Source organism: Janthinobacterium glycogeni, assembly GCF_051380725.1.
Taxonomy (GTDB): domain Bacteria; phylum Pseudomonadota; class Gammaproteobacteria; order Burkholderiales; family Burkholderiaceae_D; genus Janthinobacterium.
The window spans coordinates 40,845-55,546 of the sequence record NZ_JBNYXP010000004.1; the positions used below are offsets into that span (position 1 = coordinate 40,845).

14 protein-coding genes are annotated in these 14,702 nt (G+C 64.4%); 9 read left to right on the top strand and 5 right to left on the bottom strand.

The window, feature by feature from the left end; all coding sequences use genetic code 11:
* The first annotated feature begins 54 nt into the window (after positions 1-54).
* The 4 genes from msbA (at position 55) to ACQ4W4_RS11080 (ending at position 4,576) form a co-directional block, all read left to right on the top strand.
* On the top strand, positions 55-1,890 hold the full coding sequence (gene msbA, locus ACQ4W4_RS11065) for a lipid A export permease/ATP-binding protein MsbA (RefSeq protein ID WP_436542056.1): 1,836 nt from the start codon (positions 55-57) through the stop codon (positions 1,888-1,890).
* Between the two features lie 154 nt (positions 1,891-2,044).
* Positions 2,045-3,175 carry a toxin-antitoxin system YwqK family antitoxin gene (locus ACQ4W4_RS11070; protein ID WP_436542057.1) on the top strand — a complete coding sequence of 377 codons (1,131 nt, stop codon included), beginning with the start codon at positions 2,045-2,047 and terminating at the stop codon, positions 3,173-3,175.
* A gap of 27 nt (positions 3,176-3,202) precedes the next feature.
* On the top strand, positions 3,203-4,006 hold the full coding sequence (locus ACQ4W4_RS11075) for a toxin-antitoxin system YwqK family antitoxin (RefSeq protein ID WP_436542058.1): 804 nt from the start codon (positions 3,203-3,205) through the stop codon (positions 4,004-4,006).
* 21 nt (positions 4,007-4,027) lie between these two features.
* Entirely contained in the window at positions 4,028-4,576 is a 549-nt protein-coding gene (locus ACQ4W4_RS11080) for a MarR family winged helix-turn-helix transcriptional regulator (RefSeq protein ID WP_436542059.1), read from the top strand.
* Here ACQ4W4_RS11080 and ACQ4W4_RS11085 read toward each other — a convergent pair.
* Together ACQ4W4_RS11085 and nhaR are read right to left on the bottom strand one after the other, a co-directional pair.
* Entirely contained in the window at positions 4,566-5,900 is a 1,335-nt protein-coding gene (locus tag ACQ4W4_RS11085) for a chloride channel protein (protein WP_436542060.1), read from the bottom strand. The genes ACQ4W4_RS11080 and ACQ4W4_RS11085 overlap by 11 nt on opposite strands.
* 210 nt (positions 5,901-6,110) lie before the next feature.
* Entirely contained in the window at positions 6,111-7,010 is a 900-nt protein-coding gene (nhaR, locus tag ACQ4W4_RS11090; RefSeq protein WP_436542061.1) for a transcriptional activator NhaR, read from the bottom strand.
* A 159-nt stretch (positions 7,011-7,169) separates the two neighbouring features.
* Between nhaR and ACQ4W4_RS11095 the strand changes: the two genes are divergently transcribed.
* Together ACQ4W4_RS11095 and ACQ4W4_RS11100 are read left to right on the top strand one after the other, a co-directional pair.
* Positions 7,170-8,132: a TerC family protein gene (locus ACQ4W4_RS11095; RefSeq protein WP_436542062.1), complete on the top strand. Its 963-nt coding sequence runs from the start codon at positions 7,170-7,172 to the stop codon at positions 8,130-8,132.
* A gap of 66 nt (positions 8,133-8,198) precedes the next feature.
* Positions 8,199-8,600 (top strand): TerB family tellurite resistance protein, encoded by a 402-nt coding sequence (locus ACQ4W4_RS11100; RefSeq protein ID WP_121668895.1) that lies wholly within the window; start codon positions 8,199-8,201, stop codon positions 8,598-8,600.
* Here ACQ4W4_RS11100 and ACQ4W4_RS11105 read toward each other — a convergent pair whose 3' ends face one another.
* Complete coding sequence (locus ACQ4W4_RS11105; RefSeq protein ID WP_436542063.1) at positions 8,601-8,954, bottom strand: YnfA family protein; 354 nt, start codon at positions 8,952-8,954, stop codon at positions 8,601-8,603.
* Between the two features lie 89 nt (positions 8,955-9,043).
* On the opposite strand from ACQ4W4_RS11105, the gene ACQ4W4_RS11110 reads away from it, so the two are divergent.
* On the top strand, positions 9,044-10,312 hold the full coding sequence (locus ACQ4W4_RS11110; RefSeq protein ID WP_436542064.1) for a glycerate kinase type-2 family protein: 1,269 nt from the start codon (positions 9,044-9,046) through the stop codon (positions 10,310-10,312).
* 2 nt (positions 10,313-10,314) lie between these two features.
* Here ACQ4W4_RS11110 and ACQ4W4_RS11115 read toward each other — a convergent pair whose 3' ends face one another.
* Positions 10,315-11,328, bottom strand: a complete 1,014-nt coding sequence (locus ACQ4W4_RS11115) for a zinc-binding alcohol dehydrogenase family protein (protein ID WP_436542065.1) — start codon at positions 11,326-11,328, stop codon at positions 10,315-10,317.
* Between the two features lie 227 nt (positions 11,329-11,555).
* Here ACQ4W4_RS11115 and ACQ4W4_RS11120 point away from each other — a divergent pair, with 227 nt between their 5' ends.
* Positions 11,556-12,470: a LysR family transcriptional regulator gene (locus ACQ4W4_RS11120; RefSeq protein ID WP_436542066.1), complete on the top strand. Its 915-nt coding sequence runs from the start codon at positions 11,556-11,558 to the stop codon at positions 12,468-12,470.
* Positions 12,471-12,514: 44 nt separating this feature from the next.
* On the opposite strand, the gene ACQ4W4_RS11125 is transcribed toward ACQ4W4_RS11120, so the two are convergent.
* Entirely contained in the window at positions 12,515-12,892 is a 378-nt protein-coding gene (locus ACQ4W4_RS11125; protein WP_436542067.1) for a c-type cytochrome, read from the bottom strand.
* A gap of 248 nt (positions 12,893-13,140) precedes the next feature.
* Here ACQ4W4_RS11125 and ACQ4W4_RS11130 point away from each other — a divergent pair, with 248 nt between their 5' ends.
* Positions 13,141-14,688, top strand: a complete 1,548-nt coding sequence (locus ACQ4W4_RS11130; RefSeq protein ID WP_436542068.1) for a DUF1800 domain-containing protein — start codon at positions 13,141-13,143, stop codon at positions 14,686-14,688.
* Positions 14,689-14,702: the final 14 nt, after the last annotated feature.

A 14,702-nucleotide genomic window follows, 5' to 3' on the forward strand; every position in this document is an offset into this window, starting at 1 on the left:
AGGTGAGTCTGGCAGCGGTTAGAATCACGTTTTACCCTCACTTTTCTCACCTGCATGCAGCAAAGTCGCCTCCTGTTCTTCCGCCTGGCCGGCCAGTTTCGCCGCTACGGCGCCATCGTTGCCGCCACTTTGCTGGCTGTGGGCGTGGCGTCCGCCACCGATGTGTTGTTAATCCGCCAGCTGCAAAACGTCGTCGACGCCATGCGCACGACGGCCATCACGCAGGTCGCGCCCGCGTCCGGCGTGATGGGCATGCTGCAGGGCTGGGTTGACCGTTTCTTGCCGTCACAGGCGGGACAGGTGGATCTGTGGGTGATTCCCGCCACCATCCTTGGCCTGGCCGTGCTGCGCATGGTGTCGAGTTTTGCCGGCGATTACGGTTCCGTCTGGCTATCGAGCCGGGTGCAGGCCGATTTGCGCGAAAAGATGTTCGCCACCATCATGCGCCTGCCCAGCCGCTTTTTCGATACCACCACCACCAGCCTGACGCAGTCGCGCGTGGCTTTCGACGCCAGCCAGGTGTCGCAGGCCGGCTTGAACGTGCTCAACGTGATGGTGCGCGATTCCGTCGCCACCGTCGGCTACCTGATTTTATTGTTCAGCATCGACGTGAAACTGGCCCTGTTCTGCATGGCCTCGATGCCCATCGTCGCCATCGTCGTGACCCTGGCGGGACGGCGCATGCGCCACCTGAGCAAGAGTTCGCAGCAGGCCGTGGGCGAGCTGACGTCCGTGCTCGATGAAAGTATCGGCGGCCAGCGCGTGGTGAAGATCTTCGGCGGGCAGGACTATGAACAGGCGCGCTTCGTCAACGTCGTCAAGCGCAACCGCCAGCTGGCCGTCAAGCATGCGGCCACCTCGGCCATGAATTCCGGCTTCATCATGATGCTCGTCGGCATCACGCTGTCGTCCGTGATCTATTTCGCCATGCTGCGCGCGCAAAGCGGCGCCATCACGCCGGGCGCTTTTGTTGCCTTCATGGGCGCGCTGATGGCCATGCAGTCGCCGATCAAGAATTTAACGAAAATCAATGAGCCGCTGCAGCGTGGCCTGGCTGCGGCCGAGTCCGTCTTCGGCCTGATCGACACGCCGCTGGAACCGGACCCGGGCACCATCGCCCCGGCAACCGTGCAGGGCAATCTGTCCCTGCAGAACGTGCACTTCCGCTACAACAGCGACGACCCCGATGCGCCCACGGCCTTGAGCGATATCACGCTCGACATCCGCGCCGGCGAAACGGTGGCCCTGGTGGGCGGTTCCGGCGGCGGCAAGACGACCTTGCTGGGCCTGCTGCCGCGCTTCTATGACGTCAGCGGCGGCCAGATCTTGCTTGACGGCGTCGACGTGCGCGATTATTCCCTGCTGGCCCTGCGGCGCCAGTTCGCCCTCGTCAGCCAGGACGTGATCCTGTTCAACGACACGATGGCGGCGAATATCGCGTATGGCGACCCGGCCCCGGACCAGGACAGGATCGAAGCGTCGGCGCGCGCCGCCTATGCCCACGATTTCATCATGCAACTGCCGCAAGGCTATGAAACGCAGGCGGGGCAGAACGGTTCGCGCCTGTCGGGCGGGCAACGCCAGCGCCTGGCGATCGCGCGCGCCCTGTACAAGGATGCGCCGATTCTGCTGCTCGACGAAGCGACCAGCGCGCTGGACACGGAGTCGGAACGCTCGGTGCAGGCAGCGCTGGAAGTACTGATGCGCAACCGCACCACCATCGTCATCGCCCACCGGTTGTCCACCATCGAAAGCGCCGACCGCATCGTCGTCATGCAGGGCGGGCGACTGGTCGAGTCGGGCAGCCATGCCGCCTTGCTGCAGCAGGGCGGCGCGTATGCGCGCCTGCATGCGAGCCAGTTGTCGCCCGTCAAGGATGGCGTGAGCTGAAGCCTGGCGCATCCTGCGCCTGCCCATGCGCCAGGCCGGAGCCGGACCAGCAGGTCCGTCCCGGCCTTTTTTCATGGGGCGGCAATCGTGCCTGTGGCGACCGGCGCTTGCCTTTATGATGGCAGCCGCAAAGCAACATGAACAATGGAGAGACATGAAGAATCAACAGACGATGCGCTGGCTGCTGGCCGCCGCGCTGGGCATGAGTACGGCCTTGCCGCTGGCGGCGCAGGAAGCTACGCCGTTGCCGGCAACGGCGTCCGATCACGCGCAAGAAGAGGACAAGACCATGTATCTGGATGAAAATTTCATGCCAAGCAACCAGCGCCGCGCCGTGTATGCGCTGCGCACGCCGCCCGTGCGCGACGAGGCGCTGGGCGCCTGGCATGTACGGCTCGAATTTCCCGACACGCCGGGCGTGCTGGCCTTTGAAACCTATGCCACGGACCTGGACCTGAGCCAGGTCCAATTCGTGAAGTTTCGTAAGTACTACCACGAGAATGGCCAGCTGCTGCGCGAAACCTATTTCAATGCCCAGGGCGAGGAGCTGCTCGGCGGCAGCGTGTACTTCGAGAGTGGCCAGGTCCAGCAGCGGGTGACCGCCTTGCCGAACGGGCGCGACAGCATTTCGGAAACGTATCACGAGAATGGCCAGCTGATGAGCCGCACGCTGTATCACGGCGACGAGATGGCCGATGGCGAGCAAGTGTCGTATGGCGCGAACGGCGCCGTCAGCAACCGCTCGTATCGACGCCATGGCCAGATGGATGGCGTGGAGGAATCGTTTTATGCGGATGGCAAGCTGTTCCGTAAGGGGCGGTACGTCGATGGCCAGCGCGAGGGCGAGTTCGTCATGTACGCGCAGGATGGCAAGGTGCTGGCCCGGACCGTCTGGGTGCACGGCCAGCCCGACGGCTGGTCGTTTGAAAGCCATGGCAACGGCGTCGTGTCGAACAAGACGCTGTACCAGAAGGGTGCCGTGCTCAGCTTGCAAACGTGGGCCCCGAATGGCCGGCCCGTGTTTGCCTGGCAGAAAGACGCGCAGGGGCGCGACCATGGCGACACGACGGATTGGCATGCCAACGGCGCGCGCGCCAGCGTGACGCCGTTTGTCGAAGGCCAGCGCCATGGCTTGCTGCAGACGTGGTACGACGACGGCAGCCTGCGGCAGATCGTGCCCTACGAACATGGCAGGAAGCAGGGCATCGAGCGCCAATGGGACAAGGCCGGCAAGCTGGTGCTGGAACAGGCGTGGCACGATGGCCAGCCGGTGGCGGCACAGTAGGGGGATCGCATGCAGCATGGACAGAGAATGCGGCTGACGCTGCTGGTCGCGCTCATGGCGGTGCTGCCGCTGGCAGCGCAGGGCAATGCGCCGGCCGGCGGCGCGTCATACTATGACAACGGCCAGCTCAAGCAAAAGGTGACCCGGCTGCCGAATGGGCGCGACAGCATTGCCGAGACGTACCATGAGAATGGCCAGCTGATGAACCGCATCACCTACCACGGCCAGCAGATGGCCGATGGCGAGTATGTGTCGTATGGGCCGAATGGCAAGGTGAGCAGCCGCGCCTTTCTGAAGGGTGGCAGGATGCATGGGCTGCAGCAAGTGTTTTATCCCGATGGCAAGCTGTTCCAGCGCAGCCATTTCATCCATGATCAATTGGACGGCGAGGCCGTCACCCTGGCGCCGGACGGCAAGGTACTCGCCAGCACGATGTGGCGCCATGGCGAGCCCGATGGCTGGTCGTTCGACAGCCATGACAATGGCCAGCTGGCGCAAAAGGCGCTGTATCGCAAGGGCAAGCTGCTGAGCATGCAGAAGTGGGGCAGCAATGGCCTGCCGACCGTTGCCTGGCAGCAGGATGCGCAAGGGCGCGAGCAGGGCGATGTGACGCAGTGGCATGACAACGGGGCGCGCGCCCAGGTCACTCCCATGCTTGACGGCCAGCGCCATGGCTTGCTGCAGACCTGGTATGCCGACGGCAGCCTGCGCCAGATCGTGCCGTACGAACACGGCAAGCAGCACGGCATCGAGCGCCACTGGGACCCGGCCGGCAAGCGGGTGCTGGAGCAGGCTTGGCGCGATGGGCTGCCAGTAACAGGCAGTGAGTAGCGGACCGCCATTGCAGGTATCATGCAGGAATTCCGGCCCGCCAGCAGGCGCGAAGCCGGTACGATAACGGAGGCAATGGTGGTGGAAGCGGACATTTCGGCGGTGGCCAGGGCGCAGGGCATGGCCTTGCAAAACATGCGCGTGGTCATGCGCGCGGCGCAGCGGCACTCGGCGCAGATCGAGAAGCAATGCGGCGTGTCTGGCGCGCAACTGTGGGTGATGCAGGAATTGCTGGAGCGCCCGGGCCTGCGCATGGGCGAGCTGGCCGGCAAGATGTCCATCCACCAGACGACGGCCAGCAACCTGGTCGACGCGCTGGTGAAAAAAGCCTATGTGCGCAAGGCGCGCGACCAGCCCGACCAGCGCGTGGTCACCCTGACCCTGACGGCGGAAGGGCAGGCCGTCATCGCCGGCGCGCCGCAGCCGGCGCGCGGCTTGCTGCCCAGTGCGCTGAGCCAGCTCGATGCGGACAGCCTGGCGCACCTGAACCAGGGCTTGAGCGCCTTGCTGGCCGTCGTCGCCCCCGATGACAGGCAGGCGGGCATGCAGCCGTTTCCGTTTACGATGTAAGGTCCCGGCTCCCTTGCGGCAGCCGTTGCAGCTGCAGTTGCGCCAGCGCCCCGTACAGCGGTTCGCTGAGCACGCGCGAGACGGTGCTGGCGACGACTGCGCAGGCCATCAGGCTCAGCACCATGCCGTGGCCGTCGACCATTTCCATGACAATAATAAACGCCGTCAGCGGCGCCTGCGTGGCGGCGGCCAGGAAGCCCACCATGCCCAGCGCGATCAGTGCGGGTGCGTGCGGGTAGTGCAGCAGCACGGCGATATCGTGGCCGATGCCGGCGCCGATGGCGAGCGACGGTGCGAAGATGCCAGCTGGCACGCCCGACCACACGGTCAGCCACGTCGCCACATATTTGAAGGCCACGAAAGCGGGCGCCACGTCGCTCGCGCCATCGAGCATGGCGCGCGTGGCCACGGTGCCGCTGCCGAACGTGGCGCCATGGCTGGCGATGCCGATGGCCGCCACCAGCAAGCCGCAGACGGCGGCGAACAGCACGGGACGGCCTGTTCTCCACGCGGACAGTTTACCCAGCGGATTGCCCCTGCTTGACGCCAGCAGCAGGCGCGCGAACAGGCCACCGGCCACGCCCGCGATCAAGGTCACGAGTAAGCCGGGCAGGGCCAGCGCCAGGCCGATGGGGCCGGGGTGGATGATGCCAAAGTGCGTGGCGTTGCCGTGGATCGACACGGCCATCATGCCGGCCAGCACGATGCCCGCGACGATGAGGCCGCTGTTGCGCTGCTCGGGCGAGCGCGACAGTTCCTCGATGGCGAACATGACGCCCGCCAGCGGCGTGTTGAAGGCGGCCGCGATGCCGGCCGCGCCACCGGCCACCAGCAGCGAATGGGCGCTCACCTGGGAATGGCGCGGCAGCCAGCGTCGCGCGGCCAGCATCACGCCGGCGGCGATCTGCACGGACGGCCCTTCGCGCCCCAGCGACAGTCCGCCCAGCAAGCCGCCCGCCGTCAGGCCGATCTTCGCGGCGCTGAGTTTCAGCGAGACAAACAGCGAACGCTGTTCCGGCGCCACGGCCGGGTCCAGTGCCGCCATCACTTGCGGGATGCCGGAGCCGGCCGCGCCCATGGCGTAGCGGCGCGTCAGCCAGACGAGCAGGGCGGCGCAAGCCGGTGTCCACAGCAGGGCGAACCACCAGGCCTTGCCGTTAAAAAAGAGAAAACAATCGAGCGCTGTTTCCGCCAGCCACGTAAAGCCCACGACGACGAGGCCCGCGATGGCGGCCATGCCGACGACGACGGCGCGCGACCACCACAGGCGCGGGTTGGCAAATTCATGCTTGAAGGCAGAGGGGATGTCGTGCAAGTGCTTCATTGCGGCAAGTCCAGGAAGGGGCGCGCAGGGCGTCGGGGAGGAGTGCTATTATAAAGATATATTTGTTCAAATGTATTTCGCCTGACTTCTCTGTGGACGGCTGGCAACAGAAGCTCCCGCCGGCACCTCGACCAGGTTGCCGCCATCGCGTGCCGAGCGCACATGAAAGTCGGGCAGTCGGACAAGATCGTTGTGGGCGCCGTGTAGCGCCTAGACGAACAGCTCGCGCCGCGCGCTCTGGCTGATGGCGACGGTGGCCGGGTGGCTCAGGCGGCGTTCCGTGGTGATCGCATACACCTGCTCGACGAGGCTGTCGACCCGGCCCAGCGCCACCACGCCATGCTGTTCGCAGACCTGGGGCGCGATGACGGTGGGGGCGAAGAACAGGCCCGCGCCGGACTGGCCGAAGGCCTGCATCATGGCGCTGTCGTCGAACTCGCCCACGATGCGCGGGTGCAGGTGGTTGTCGCCCAGCCATTGCAGCAGGCGGCCATAGATGGCGAAGTCCTCGCCCGGCAGCAGCAGCGGGGCGCCGTTCAGGCATAGCGGAAAGCCGCCTTTCAGGGTGGCGGCCAGTGCCGGCGTGCCGAACAGGGTCATGCCGCTTTCGCCCAGAAGGTGGTTGTAGCCGCGCACGCTCAAGTGCGACGGCATCGGGCGGTCGGCGATGATCAGGTCCAGCCGGTGCACGGCCAGGTCCGCCAGCAGGCTGGCCAGCCGGCCTTCGCGGCAGATCATGCGCAGCGGTTCGGCCAGTCCCAGCGCCGGTTCGACCAGGCGGCAGGCGATCAGCTTGGACACGGAATCGGCGCAGCCCACGCGAAACGTGGTCGTCGCCGTGCGCGACTGGTCGCGCACGATTTCCAGCAATTCGTCGCCCGTGCTGAAGATGCTTTCGGCATGGCTGAGGATGCGCCTGCCCGTGTCCGTCAATTCCAGCTTGCGCCCGCTGCGGCGGAACAATTCCACGCCCAGGCTGTCGGCAAAGTCGCTGAGCTGGCCGGAGATCGATTGCGGCGTCAGGTGCAGCTGCTCTGCCGCGCGGGCGATGCTGCCCGTCTTGGCCACCATCCAGAAATAGCGCAAGTGCTTGAAATTGAGTGTGGACATGGTGCTTCCTGGTAAATTAATATATCGAATTTTTCGATGTATTTGTAAATTATATTCGATTTGTTCGATGTTTATATTCAGCCTATGATGACTGCTCAATTCATGCAAGGAGAATGCCATGGGCATCAGGATAGACAGAGACAGTTGCGGAGGCCGCCGATGAACGGCCTGGAAAGTATTGCAACGGCACCCATGTGGGCCGGCTTCATCGTATTCGTCCTGTTCATGCTGGCGCTGGACCTGTTCGTCTTCGGCGGCAACAAGGCGCACAAGGTAGGCGTCAAGGAAGCGGCGACGTGGTCGCTCGTGTGGGTCAGCCTGGCCCTGCTGTTCAACGGCGGACTGTGGTGGTACCTGAACGGCACAGCCGGTCCCGAGATCGCCAACCAGAAGGCGCTGGAGTTTTTCTCCGGCTACCTGATCGAGAAAGCCCTGTCGGTCGATAACGTGTTCGTCTTCCTGCTGATCTTCAGCGCCTTCCAGGTGCCGGTCCAGTACCAGCGCCGCGTGCTGATTTATGGCGTGCTGGGCGCGATCGTCATGCGCGCCGTGATGATCATGGCCGGCGCGTGGGTGGTGAGCGAGTTCAGCTGGGTGCTGTACCTGTTCGGCGCCTTCCTGCTGGTGACGGGCATGCGCATGCTGGTGGCGGCCGATGCGGAGCCGGACGTGGCGAACAACCCGGTGCTGCGCTTTGCACGCCGCCACTTGCGGGTGGCCGACGGCGACCACGGCGAACGTTTCTTCGTGGCCAAGGGTGGCTTGCGCTATGTCACGCCGCTGTTCCTCGTGCTGATCCTGATCGAGGTGACGGACCTGGTGTTTGCGGTCGATTCGATCCCGGCGATCTTCGCCATCACGACGGACCCGTTCATCGTCTTCACGTCGAACCTGTTCGCCATCATGGGCTTGCGGGCACTGTACTTCCTGCTGGTGGATGTGGCCGACCGCTTCCACATGCTCAAGTATGGCCTGGCGATGGTGCTGGTGTTCATCGGCGCCAAGATGCTGATCATGCCGTGGTACCACGTGCCGGTGGAAGCGTCCTTGCTGGTGGTGGCGGTCCTGATCGTGTCGAGCTGCGTGGCCAGCGTGTTCATCACCCGCAGCGAGAAGAAATAAACAGCAGTAAGGCGCGCCCCGCAGGGCGGTGGCGCGCTCTTTCATTAACTGAGAAAGTGGAAAATCATGCGTACCTATGAAACGAACAGTCCCCAGGCAGCGGGACGTATTCTGGCCCTGATGATGGTGGTCGACGGCAACCTGGCCAGCGCCGAGCTGCAAGCCATGCACCGCAGCAAGATCCTCGAGCATATCGACCTGGCCCCGGCCGCTTTTCAACAGCTGCTGCAAGACCTGTGCGACGACATGCTGACCTCGACCGTGCATGGCGCGGTGCAGCTGGCCCATGGCGTGATCGACAGCCTGCTCGATGAAATCACGGACCCGGACTTGCGCCGCAAGCTGCTGCAAGCCATGTGGAAGATCGCCGATGCGGACGACTGGCTGGCCGATGGCGAAGCCGTGTTGCTGGCCCGCGCCAGCGCGGCGTGGTCGGCGGAAACAAACTTCCGCCAGCATGCGGCGTAATTATGCCGCCTTGTGCCCCATGGCGATGACGGCGGCGCCGGCCAGGGCAAGGCCCACGCCGGCGATGTCGGTCCAGGCGGGCGTGACGCCGTCCACCAGCCACAGCCATCCCAGCGCCGTGGCGATATAGATGGCGCCATACGTGGCATATACCCTGCCGCTGGCGGCCGGATGCAGGGTCAGCAGCCACACGAAGACCAGCAGGCTGAGGGCGGCCGGCAACAGCAGCCAGGCGCTGCCCTTGTTGCTCAGCCATAGCATGGGCAGGTAGCAGCCCAGCAGTTCGGCCACGGCCGTGACGGTAAACAGCCCGAAAGTGCGGGCAAGACTGGTCCATTCGATGGCGTCGTTCATTGCATTCCTGTTCGTGATCAAGCCGCCATTGTAGTCTCCGGACGGCGCCGTCCCTGCTATGATCGGGCTCGGATACCGGAGGAAACACCATGACGACCACCCCAGCGCCGCGCGCCTTGCTGCAAGCCATGTTCCACGCCGCCGTCGAGGCGGCGCAGCCGTCGCACTGCATACCGCCCCACCTGCCGCCCGCGCCCAAGGGACGGCTGATCGTCATCGGCGCCGGCAAGGCGTCGGCCGCCATGGCGCAAGCCGTGGAACGGCACTGGCCGGGGCCGCTGTCGGGCCTCGTCGTCACGCGCTACGGCTATGCCGTGCCGTGTGAGCGCATCGAGATCGTCGAAGCGTCGCACCCGGTGCCGGACCAGGCCGGCATGGAGGCGGCCCGGCGCATGCTGGACCTCGTGGGCAACTTGCAGGCCGACGATACGGTGCTGTGTCTGATTTCGGGCGGCGGCTCGTCGCTGCTGGCCTTGCCCCTCGATGGCATCACTTTGGCCGACAAGCAAGCCTTGAACCGCGCGCTGCTGGCGTCGGGTGCCACCATCGGCGAAATGAATTGCGTGCGCCGCCATTTGTCCGCCATCAAGGGCGGGCGCCTGGCGGCCGCCTGCCATCCGGCGCAAGTGGTGACGTTGGCGATTTCCGACGTGCCCGGCGACAAGCTGGGCGACATCGCGTCCGGTCCCACGGTGGGCGACGCGACGACCTGCAACGATGCGCTGGCCATCGTGCGCCGCTATGGAATCGCCTTGCCGGATAGCCTGCGCATCGCGCTGGAAAGCGGGCGCGGCGAATCCGTGAAACCCGGTGACCCGCGCCTGGCGCGCACGCGCACGACCCTGGTCGCCACGCCGCAGATGGCGCTCGAGGCGGCCGCCGCCGTGGCGCGCGCGGCCGGCGTCACGCCGTATATCTTGGGGGACAGCCTGGAAGGCGAGGCGCGCGACGTGGGCAAAGTCATGGCCGGCATCGCGCTGCAGACGGCGCAGCGGGGCCAGCCGTTTCCTGCTCCGTGCGTGCTGCTGTCGGGCGGCGAAACGACGGTGACCGTGCGCGGCAACGGCCGCGGCGGGCGCAACGTGGAATTCCTGCTGGCGCTGGGCATCGCGCTGGACGGGCAAGCGGGCATCCACGCGCTGGCCGGCGACACGGATGGCGTCGACGGCCAGGAAGACATCGCCGGCGCTTATCTCGCGCCCGACACTGTGCAGCGTGCCTGGGCGCAGGGCATCAAACCGCGCGACAGCCTCGACAACAACGATGGCCACGGCTTTTTCCAGGCACTGGGGGACAGCGTGGTCACGGGCCCGACATTGACGAATGTCAATGATTTCCGGGCCATCCTGATTACCTGAATTTAGAACCCTTCCAGCACGATCTTCCCTTTTGCCGTATTGCTTTCCAGCAGGGCATGCGCGCGCTTCAAATTCGCCGCGTTGATCGTGCCGAAGCGCTCGGCCACGGTGGTCTTGATGACGCCTGCGTCCACCAGCTGCGCCAGTTCCTCGAGCAAGGCATGCTGCTGGATCATGTCCGGTGTCTGGAACAGCGAGCGGGTAAACATCAGTTCCCAGTGCAGCGACACGCTCTTGCCCTTGAACTTGCGCACGTCGATCTGCTCGGGGTCGTCGATCAGGGCGAACTTGCCCTGCGGCGCGATGAGTTCCACGATCTGCTCGAAATGCCGGTCCGTCTGGTTCAGGCTGATGACGTAATCGACGGGCGGCAAGCCCAGGCGCGTGATTTCCTGCGCCAGCGGCAGGCTGTGGTCGATCACGTGGTGGGCGCCCAGTTCCTTCACCCAGTCGGCCGTTTCCGCGCGCGAAGCCGTGCCGATGATGGTGACGCCCGTCAATTGCCGCGCCAGCTGCACCAGCACGGAACCGACGCCGCCGGCCGCGCCGATCACCAGCAGCGACTTGCCGGTCAGATTCTTGTCGCGGCTGATCTGCAGGCGGTCGAACAGCAATTCCCAGGCCGTGATCGCCGTGAGCGGCAGGGCGGCGGCCGGCGCAAAGTCGAGGCTGGCTGGCATGTGGCCGACGATGCGCTCGTCGACCAGCTGGAATTCGCTATTGCTGCCGGGGCGGTTGATGGCGCCCGCGTACCAGACCTGGTCGCCCACCTGGAACAGGGTGACGTCGGGGCCGACGGCGGTGACGACGCCGGCCGCATCCCAGCCCAGCACTTCCGGCTGGCCATCCTTCGGCGCGCGGTTCTTGCGCACCTTGGTGTCGACAGGGTTGACGGAGACGGCCTTGACGGCGACGAGCAGGTCGCGTCCCGTGGCGACGGGCACGGGCAGCTCGATGTCGAGCAGGGCGTCGGCATCGGTGATGGGCAGGCTGTGGTGGTAGGCGATGGCTTTCATATGCTTCCTTTGATAAAACAGTGATGGAGTCGGCGTAGGTCGGATTAGCGCGGCTGTACCGCGCGTCATCCGACACCACCATCGGCCACGCCGACAATGTTGTCGGATCAAGGTCCTTCGGACCTGATCCAACCTGCGCCATACAGGCTTGATGACGTATCATGGCCATTTTCACGCCACGGTAAAAGCGGGTGCGTACCGAAACACTTTCAAAGGAATGCTGAAAATTGCTGCGACTCGATGACTTGCAGGTGTTTGTCCGCACGGCTGACCGGGGCAGTTTGTCGGCCGCCGCGCGCGAGATCGGCATCTCGCCCGCGCTGGCCAGCGCCGCCGTCAAGCGCCTGGAAGGGGAACTGGGCTTGCGCCTGCTGGCCCGCACGACCCGTTCGCTGAGCTTGACGGCGGAAGGCACGCAATACCTGGAGCATGCGCGCGAAGCCTTGCGCCTGCTGCGCGCAGGCCACGATGCGCTGCTGGCCGGCAAGGACAGTTTCGGCGGAACCTTGAAAATTGCCATGCCCTCCGACCTGGGCCGCAACCTGATGCTGGGCTGGCTGGACGAGTTTCAGTCGCGCCACCCGAAGCTGCACTACCAGCTCAGCGTCAGCGACCGGGTGGCCGACATGGTGCGCCAGCAAGTGGACATTGCCCTACGTTACGGCCAGCAGGACGATTCGAGCATGGTTGCCATGCCGATCGCGCCCGCCAACGACAGAGTGCTGGTGGCCTCGCCCGCTTACCTGCGCGAGCATGGGCCCTTGCTGGCGCTGCAAGACTTGTCGCAGCGCAATTGCCTGCGCTTCGCGCTGGAAGACGGCTTGCACGACCGCTGGACCTTTTACCGCCTGCCCCAGCGCGAGCAAGTCACCGTGCAGGTGAGCGGCAACCGCAGCGCCGACGACGCTGACCTGGTGCGGCGCTGGGCCGTAGCGGGCCTGGGCATCGCCTACAAATCGCGGCTCGACGTGGCCGGCGATCTGGCCGCCGGCCGCCTGCAAGCACTGTTGCCCGACGTGGCGGGCGAGGCGACGCCCCTGCACCTGCTCTGCACCCACCGGGCGCAAGTGACGCCGCTGGTACTGCAATTGCGCGATTTCCTGCGAGATAAGTGCGTGGAATTATTCAAACAGGATGATTGAGCGCGGCTTATTCCTGCGCGAGGTCACCACCATTGCTCTCAAGATTATCGAATCTTGAAAATCACATCGCTCATGTATTGATTCAAATCGCGAAAATCCTGCACTCGCCAGGCGTATGGCGCGATCTTGACGCCATTCTCTTTTAATGTCTTTGGAATCAGATCGCCATTGGGGCGCAGTATGACCGACGATACGATCACGCCCGGATAATCCTTCAGGCGTTTTTTGAATGCGGCGGTGGTCAGATCCGGTGTAGGGGGATTGCTTTTATTCGCCAATGGCCCAGTTCCCTTGATCTCTGCCCCGTGGCACACGGCACATCGCTGCACATACAGGTTTTTTCCATTCAGATTCTCCGCAAAGGATAATGGCGTTTGCATGAGCGATAAGATTCCTGATGCAGCGATAAATAATATTTTCATTTCTTTTTAATGTGGACGTATTGTATGGATAATGTCTGGTTCGAGAGAAAATACGGAACTGCCATTGCAATACGCAATTCTCTCGATAACATTTTATCCGAGATTGTTCATTGCTGACGTGCCCGCGCCCGCGCGATCGGCTGGCGAACCAGCCCGCTTGATTACAACTCGTTGCAAATGGCAATCATGCGCGGGTCAACCTGGGCGTACCCTCAGGCATTCTGGTTGAAACCGCTTGAAAGATTGCCATGAGCCCGAACCGATTATTGCCGACGACCTTGATATCCCTGCTGTTGCTGGCTGGCTGTGCCGCGACGGCGCCGCCGGCCGCGCAGCATGCCGTCGCCGCGCCCGACAATGCCGCGCAAGGCATCGCGATGCTCGAGCGCGTCAGTTGGGGCGTGAACGGCGGCAGCGTGCGCCAGATGCAGGAGAAAGGCTGGAACGCCTGGCTGCAGGCGCAGTTGCACCCAGGTAAAACCAGCCTGCCGCCCGCCGTGCAGGCGCAGATCGACGCGATGACCATCAGCCAGGTGCCGCTCGATCAGCTCGTCATGTCCGTGGAGCAAAAGCGCAAGGAGTCGGCCGACGTCATGGACGATATGGCGAAGCAGCAGGCGCAAAAGGAGTACCAGCAGGAACTCAATCGCCTGGCGCGCGAGGCGGCCACGCGCTCCTTGCTGCTCGACGTGTATTCGCCGAACCAGCTGCAGCAGCAGCTGAGCTGGTTTTGGCTCAACCATTTCAGCGTGCACCAGGGCAAGCACAACTTGCGTGCCATGGTGGGCGATTATGAGGCGAACGCCATCGCGCCGCATGCGCTGGGAAAATTTCGCGACTTGCTGGGCGCCACCGTCCACCATCCGGCCATGCTGCGCTACCTGGACAATGAAGCCAATGCCGCCAAGCGCATCAATGAAAACTATGCGCGCGAACTGATGGAACTGCACACCCTGGGCGTGAACGGCGGTTATAGCCAGATGGACGTGCAGGAACTGGCGCGCATCCTGACCGGGGTGGGCGTGAACCTGGGCGCGGATACGCCGAAGGTGAAACCGGCGCTGCAGCCGCAATACGTGCGCCGCGGCCTGTTCGAGTTCAACCCGAACCGCCACGATTACGGCGACAAGCAATTTCTCGGGCAAACGGTGAAGGGCAGGGGACTGGCCGAGCTCGATGAAGCGCTGGATCGCCTGAGCCGCAGCCCCGCCACCGCGCGCTTTATCAGCGGCAAGCTGGCTCAGTATTTCGTCGGCGACAATCCGCCCGCGCCGCTGGTGGCGCGCATGGCGGCCACCTTCCAGAGCAGCGACGGCATGATCGCCGACGTGCTGCAGACCATGTTCGCCAGCCCGGAGTTCCGGCAATCGCTGGGCAAGAAATTCAAGGATCCCATGCATTATGTGGTGTCGGCCGTGCGTCTCAGCTATGACGACAAGCCCATCCTCAACGCCGGTCCCATGCTGAGCTGGCTCGCGCGCATGGGGCAGCCCCTGTACGGGCGCCAGACGCCGGACGGCTATCCCTTGACGGATGCGTCCTGGGCCAGCCCCGGCCAGATGACGACGCGTTTCGATATCGCCCGCACCATCGGTTCGGGCAGCGCCGGCCTGTTCAAGACGGATGGCCCGCAGCCGCAGGAAAAGGTCGCGTTTCCCCAGCTGGCCAGCGCCCTGTATTACCAGTCGCTGCAGCCAGTGTTGAGTCCCGCGACGCGCCAGGCCCTGGATCAGGCCGCCTCGCCGCAGGAGTGGAATACATTTCTGCTGTCTTCGCCGGAAATGATGCACCGCTAGATTGAAAGGATAGC

Excerpts from the sequence above, each read along its gene's own strand:
- msbA (WP_436542056.1), top strand. The coding sequence starts at position 55 with ATGCAGCAAAGTCGCCTCCTGTTCTTCCGCCTGGCCGGCCAGTTTCGC.
- ACQ4W4_RS11070 (WP_436542057.1), top strand. The coding sequence starts at position 2,045 with ATGAAGAATCAACAGACGATGCGCTGGCTGCTGGCCGCCGCGCTGGGC.
- ACQ4W4_RS11075 (WP_436542058.1), top strand. The coding sequence starts at position 3,203 with ATGCGGCTGACGCTGCTGGTCGCGCTCATGGCGGTGCTGCCGCTGGCA.
- ACQ4W4_RS11080 (WP_436542059.1), top strand. The coding sequence starts at position 4,028 with ATGCAGGAATTCCGGCCCGCCAGCAGGCGCGAAGCCGGTACGATAACG.
- ACQ4W4_RS11085 (WP_436542060.1), bottom strand. The coding sequence starts at position 5,900 with ATGAAGCACTTGCACGACATCCCCTCTGCCTTCAAGCATGAATTTGCC.
- nhaR (WP_436542061.1), bottom strand. The coding sequence starts at position 7,010 with ATGTCCACACTCAATTTCAAGCACTTGCGCTATTTCTGGATGGTGGCC.
- ACQ4W4_RS11095 (WP_436542062.1), top strand. The coding sequence starts at position 7,170 with ATGAACGGCCTGGAAAGTATTGCAACGGCACCCATGTGGGCCGGCTTC.
- ACQ4W4_RS11100 (WP_121668895.1), top strand. The coding sequence starts at position 8,199 with ATGCGTACCTATGAAACGAACAGTCCCCAGGCAGCGGGACGTATTCTG.
- ACQ4W4_RS11105 (WP_436542063.1), bottom strand. The coding sequence starts at position 8,954 with ATGAACGACGCCATCGAATGGACCAGTCTTGCCCGCACTTTCGGGCTG.
- ACQ4W4_RS11110 (WP_436542064.1), top strand. The coding sequence starts at position 9,044 with ATGACGACCACCCCAGCGCCGCGCGCCTTGCTGCAAGCCATGTTCCAC.
- ACQ4W4_RS11115 (WP_436542065.1), bottom strand. The coding sequence starts at position 11,328 with ATGAAAGCCATCGCCTACCACCACAGCCTGCCCATCACCGATGCCGAC.
- ACQ4W4_RS11125 (WP_436542067.1), bottom strand. The coding sequence starts at position 12,892 with ATGAAAATATTATTTATCGCTGCATCAGGAATCTTATCGCTCATGCAA.
- ACQ4W4_RS11130 (WP_436542068.1), top strand. The coding sequence starts at position 13,141 with ATGAGCCCGAACCGATTATTGCCGACGACCTTGATATCCCTGCTGTTG.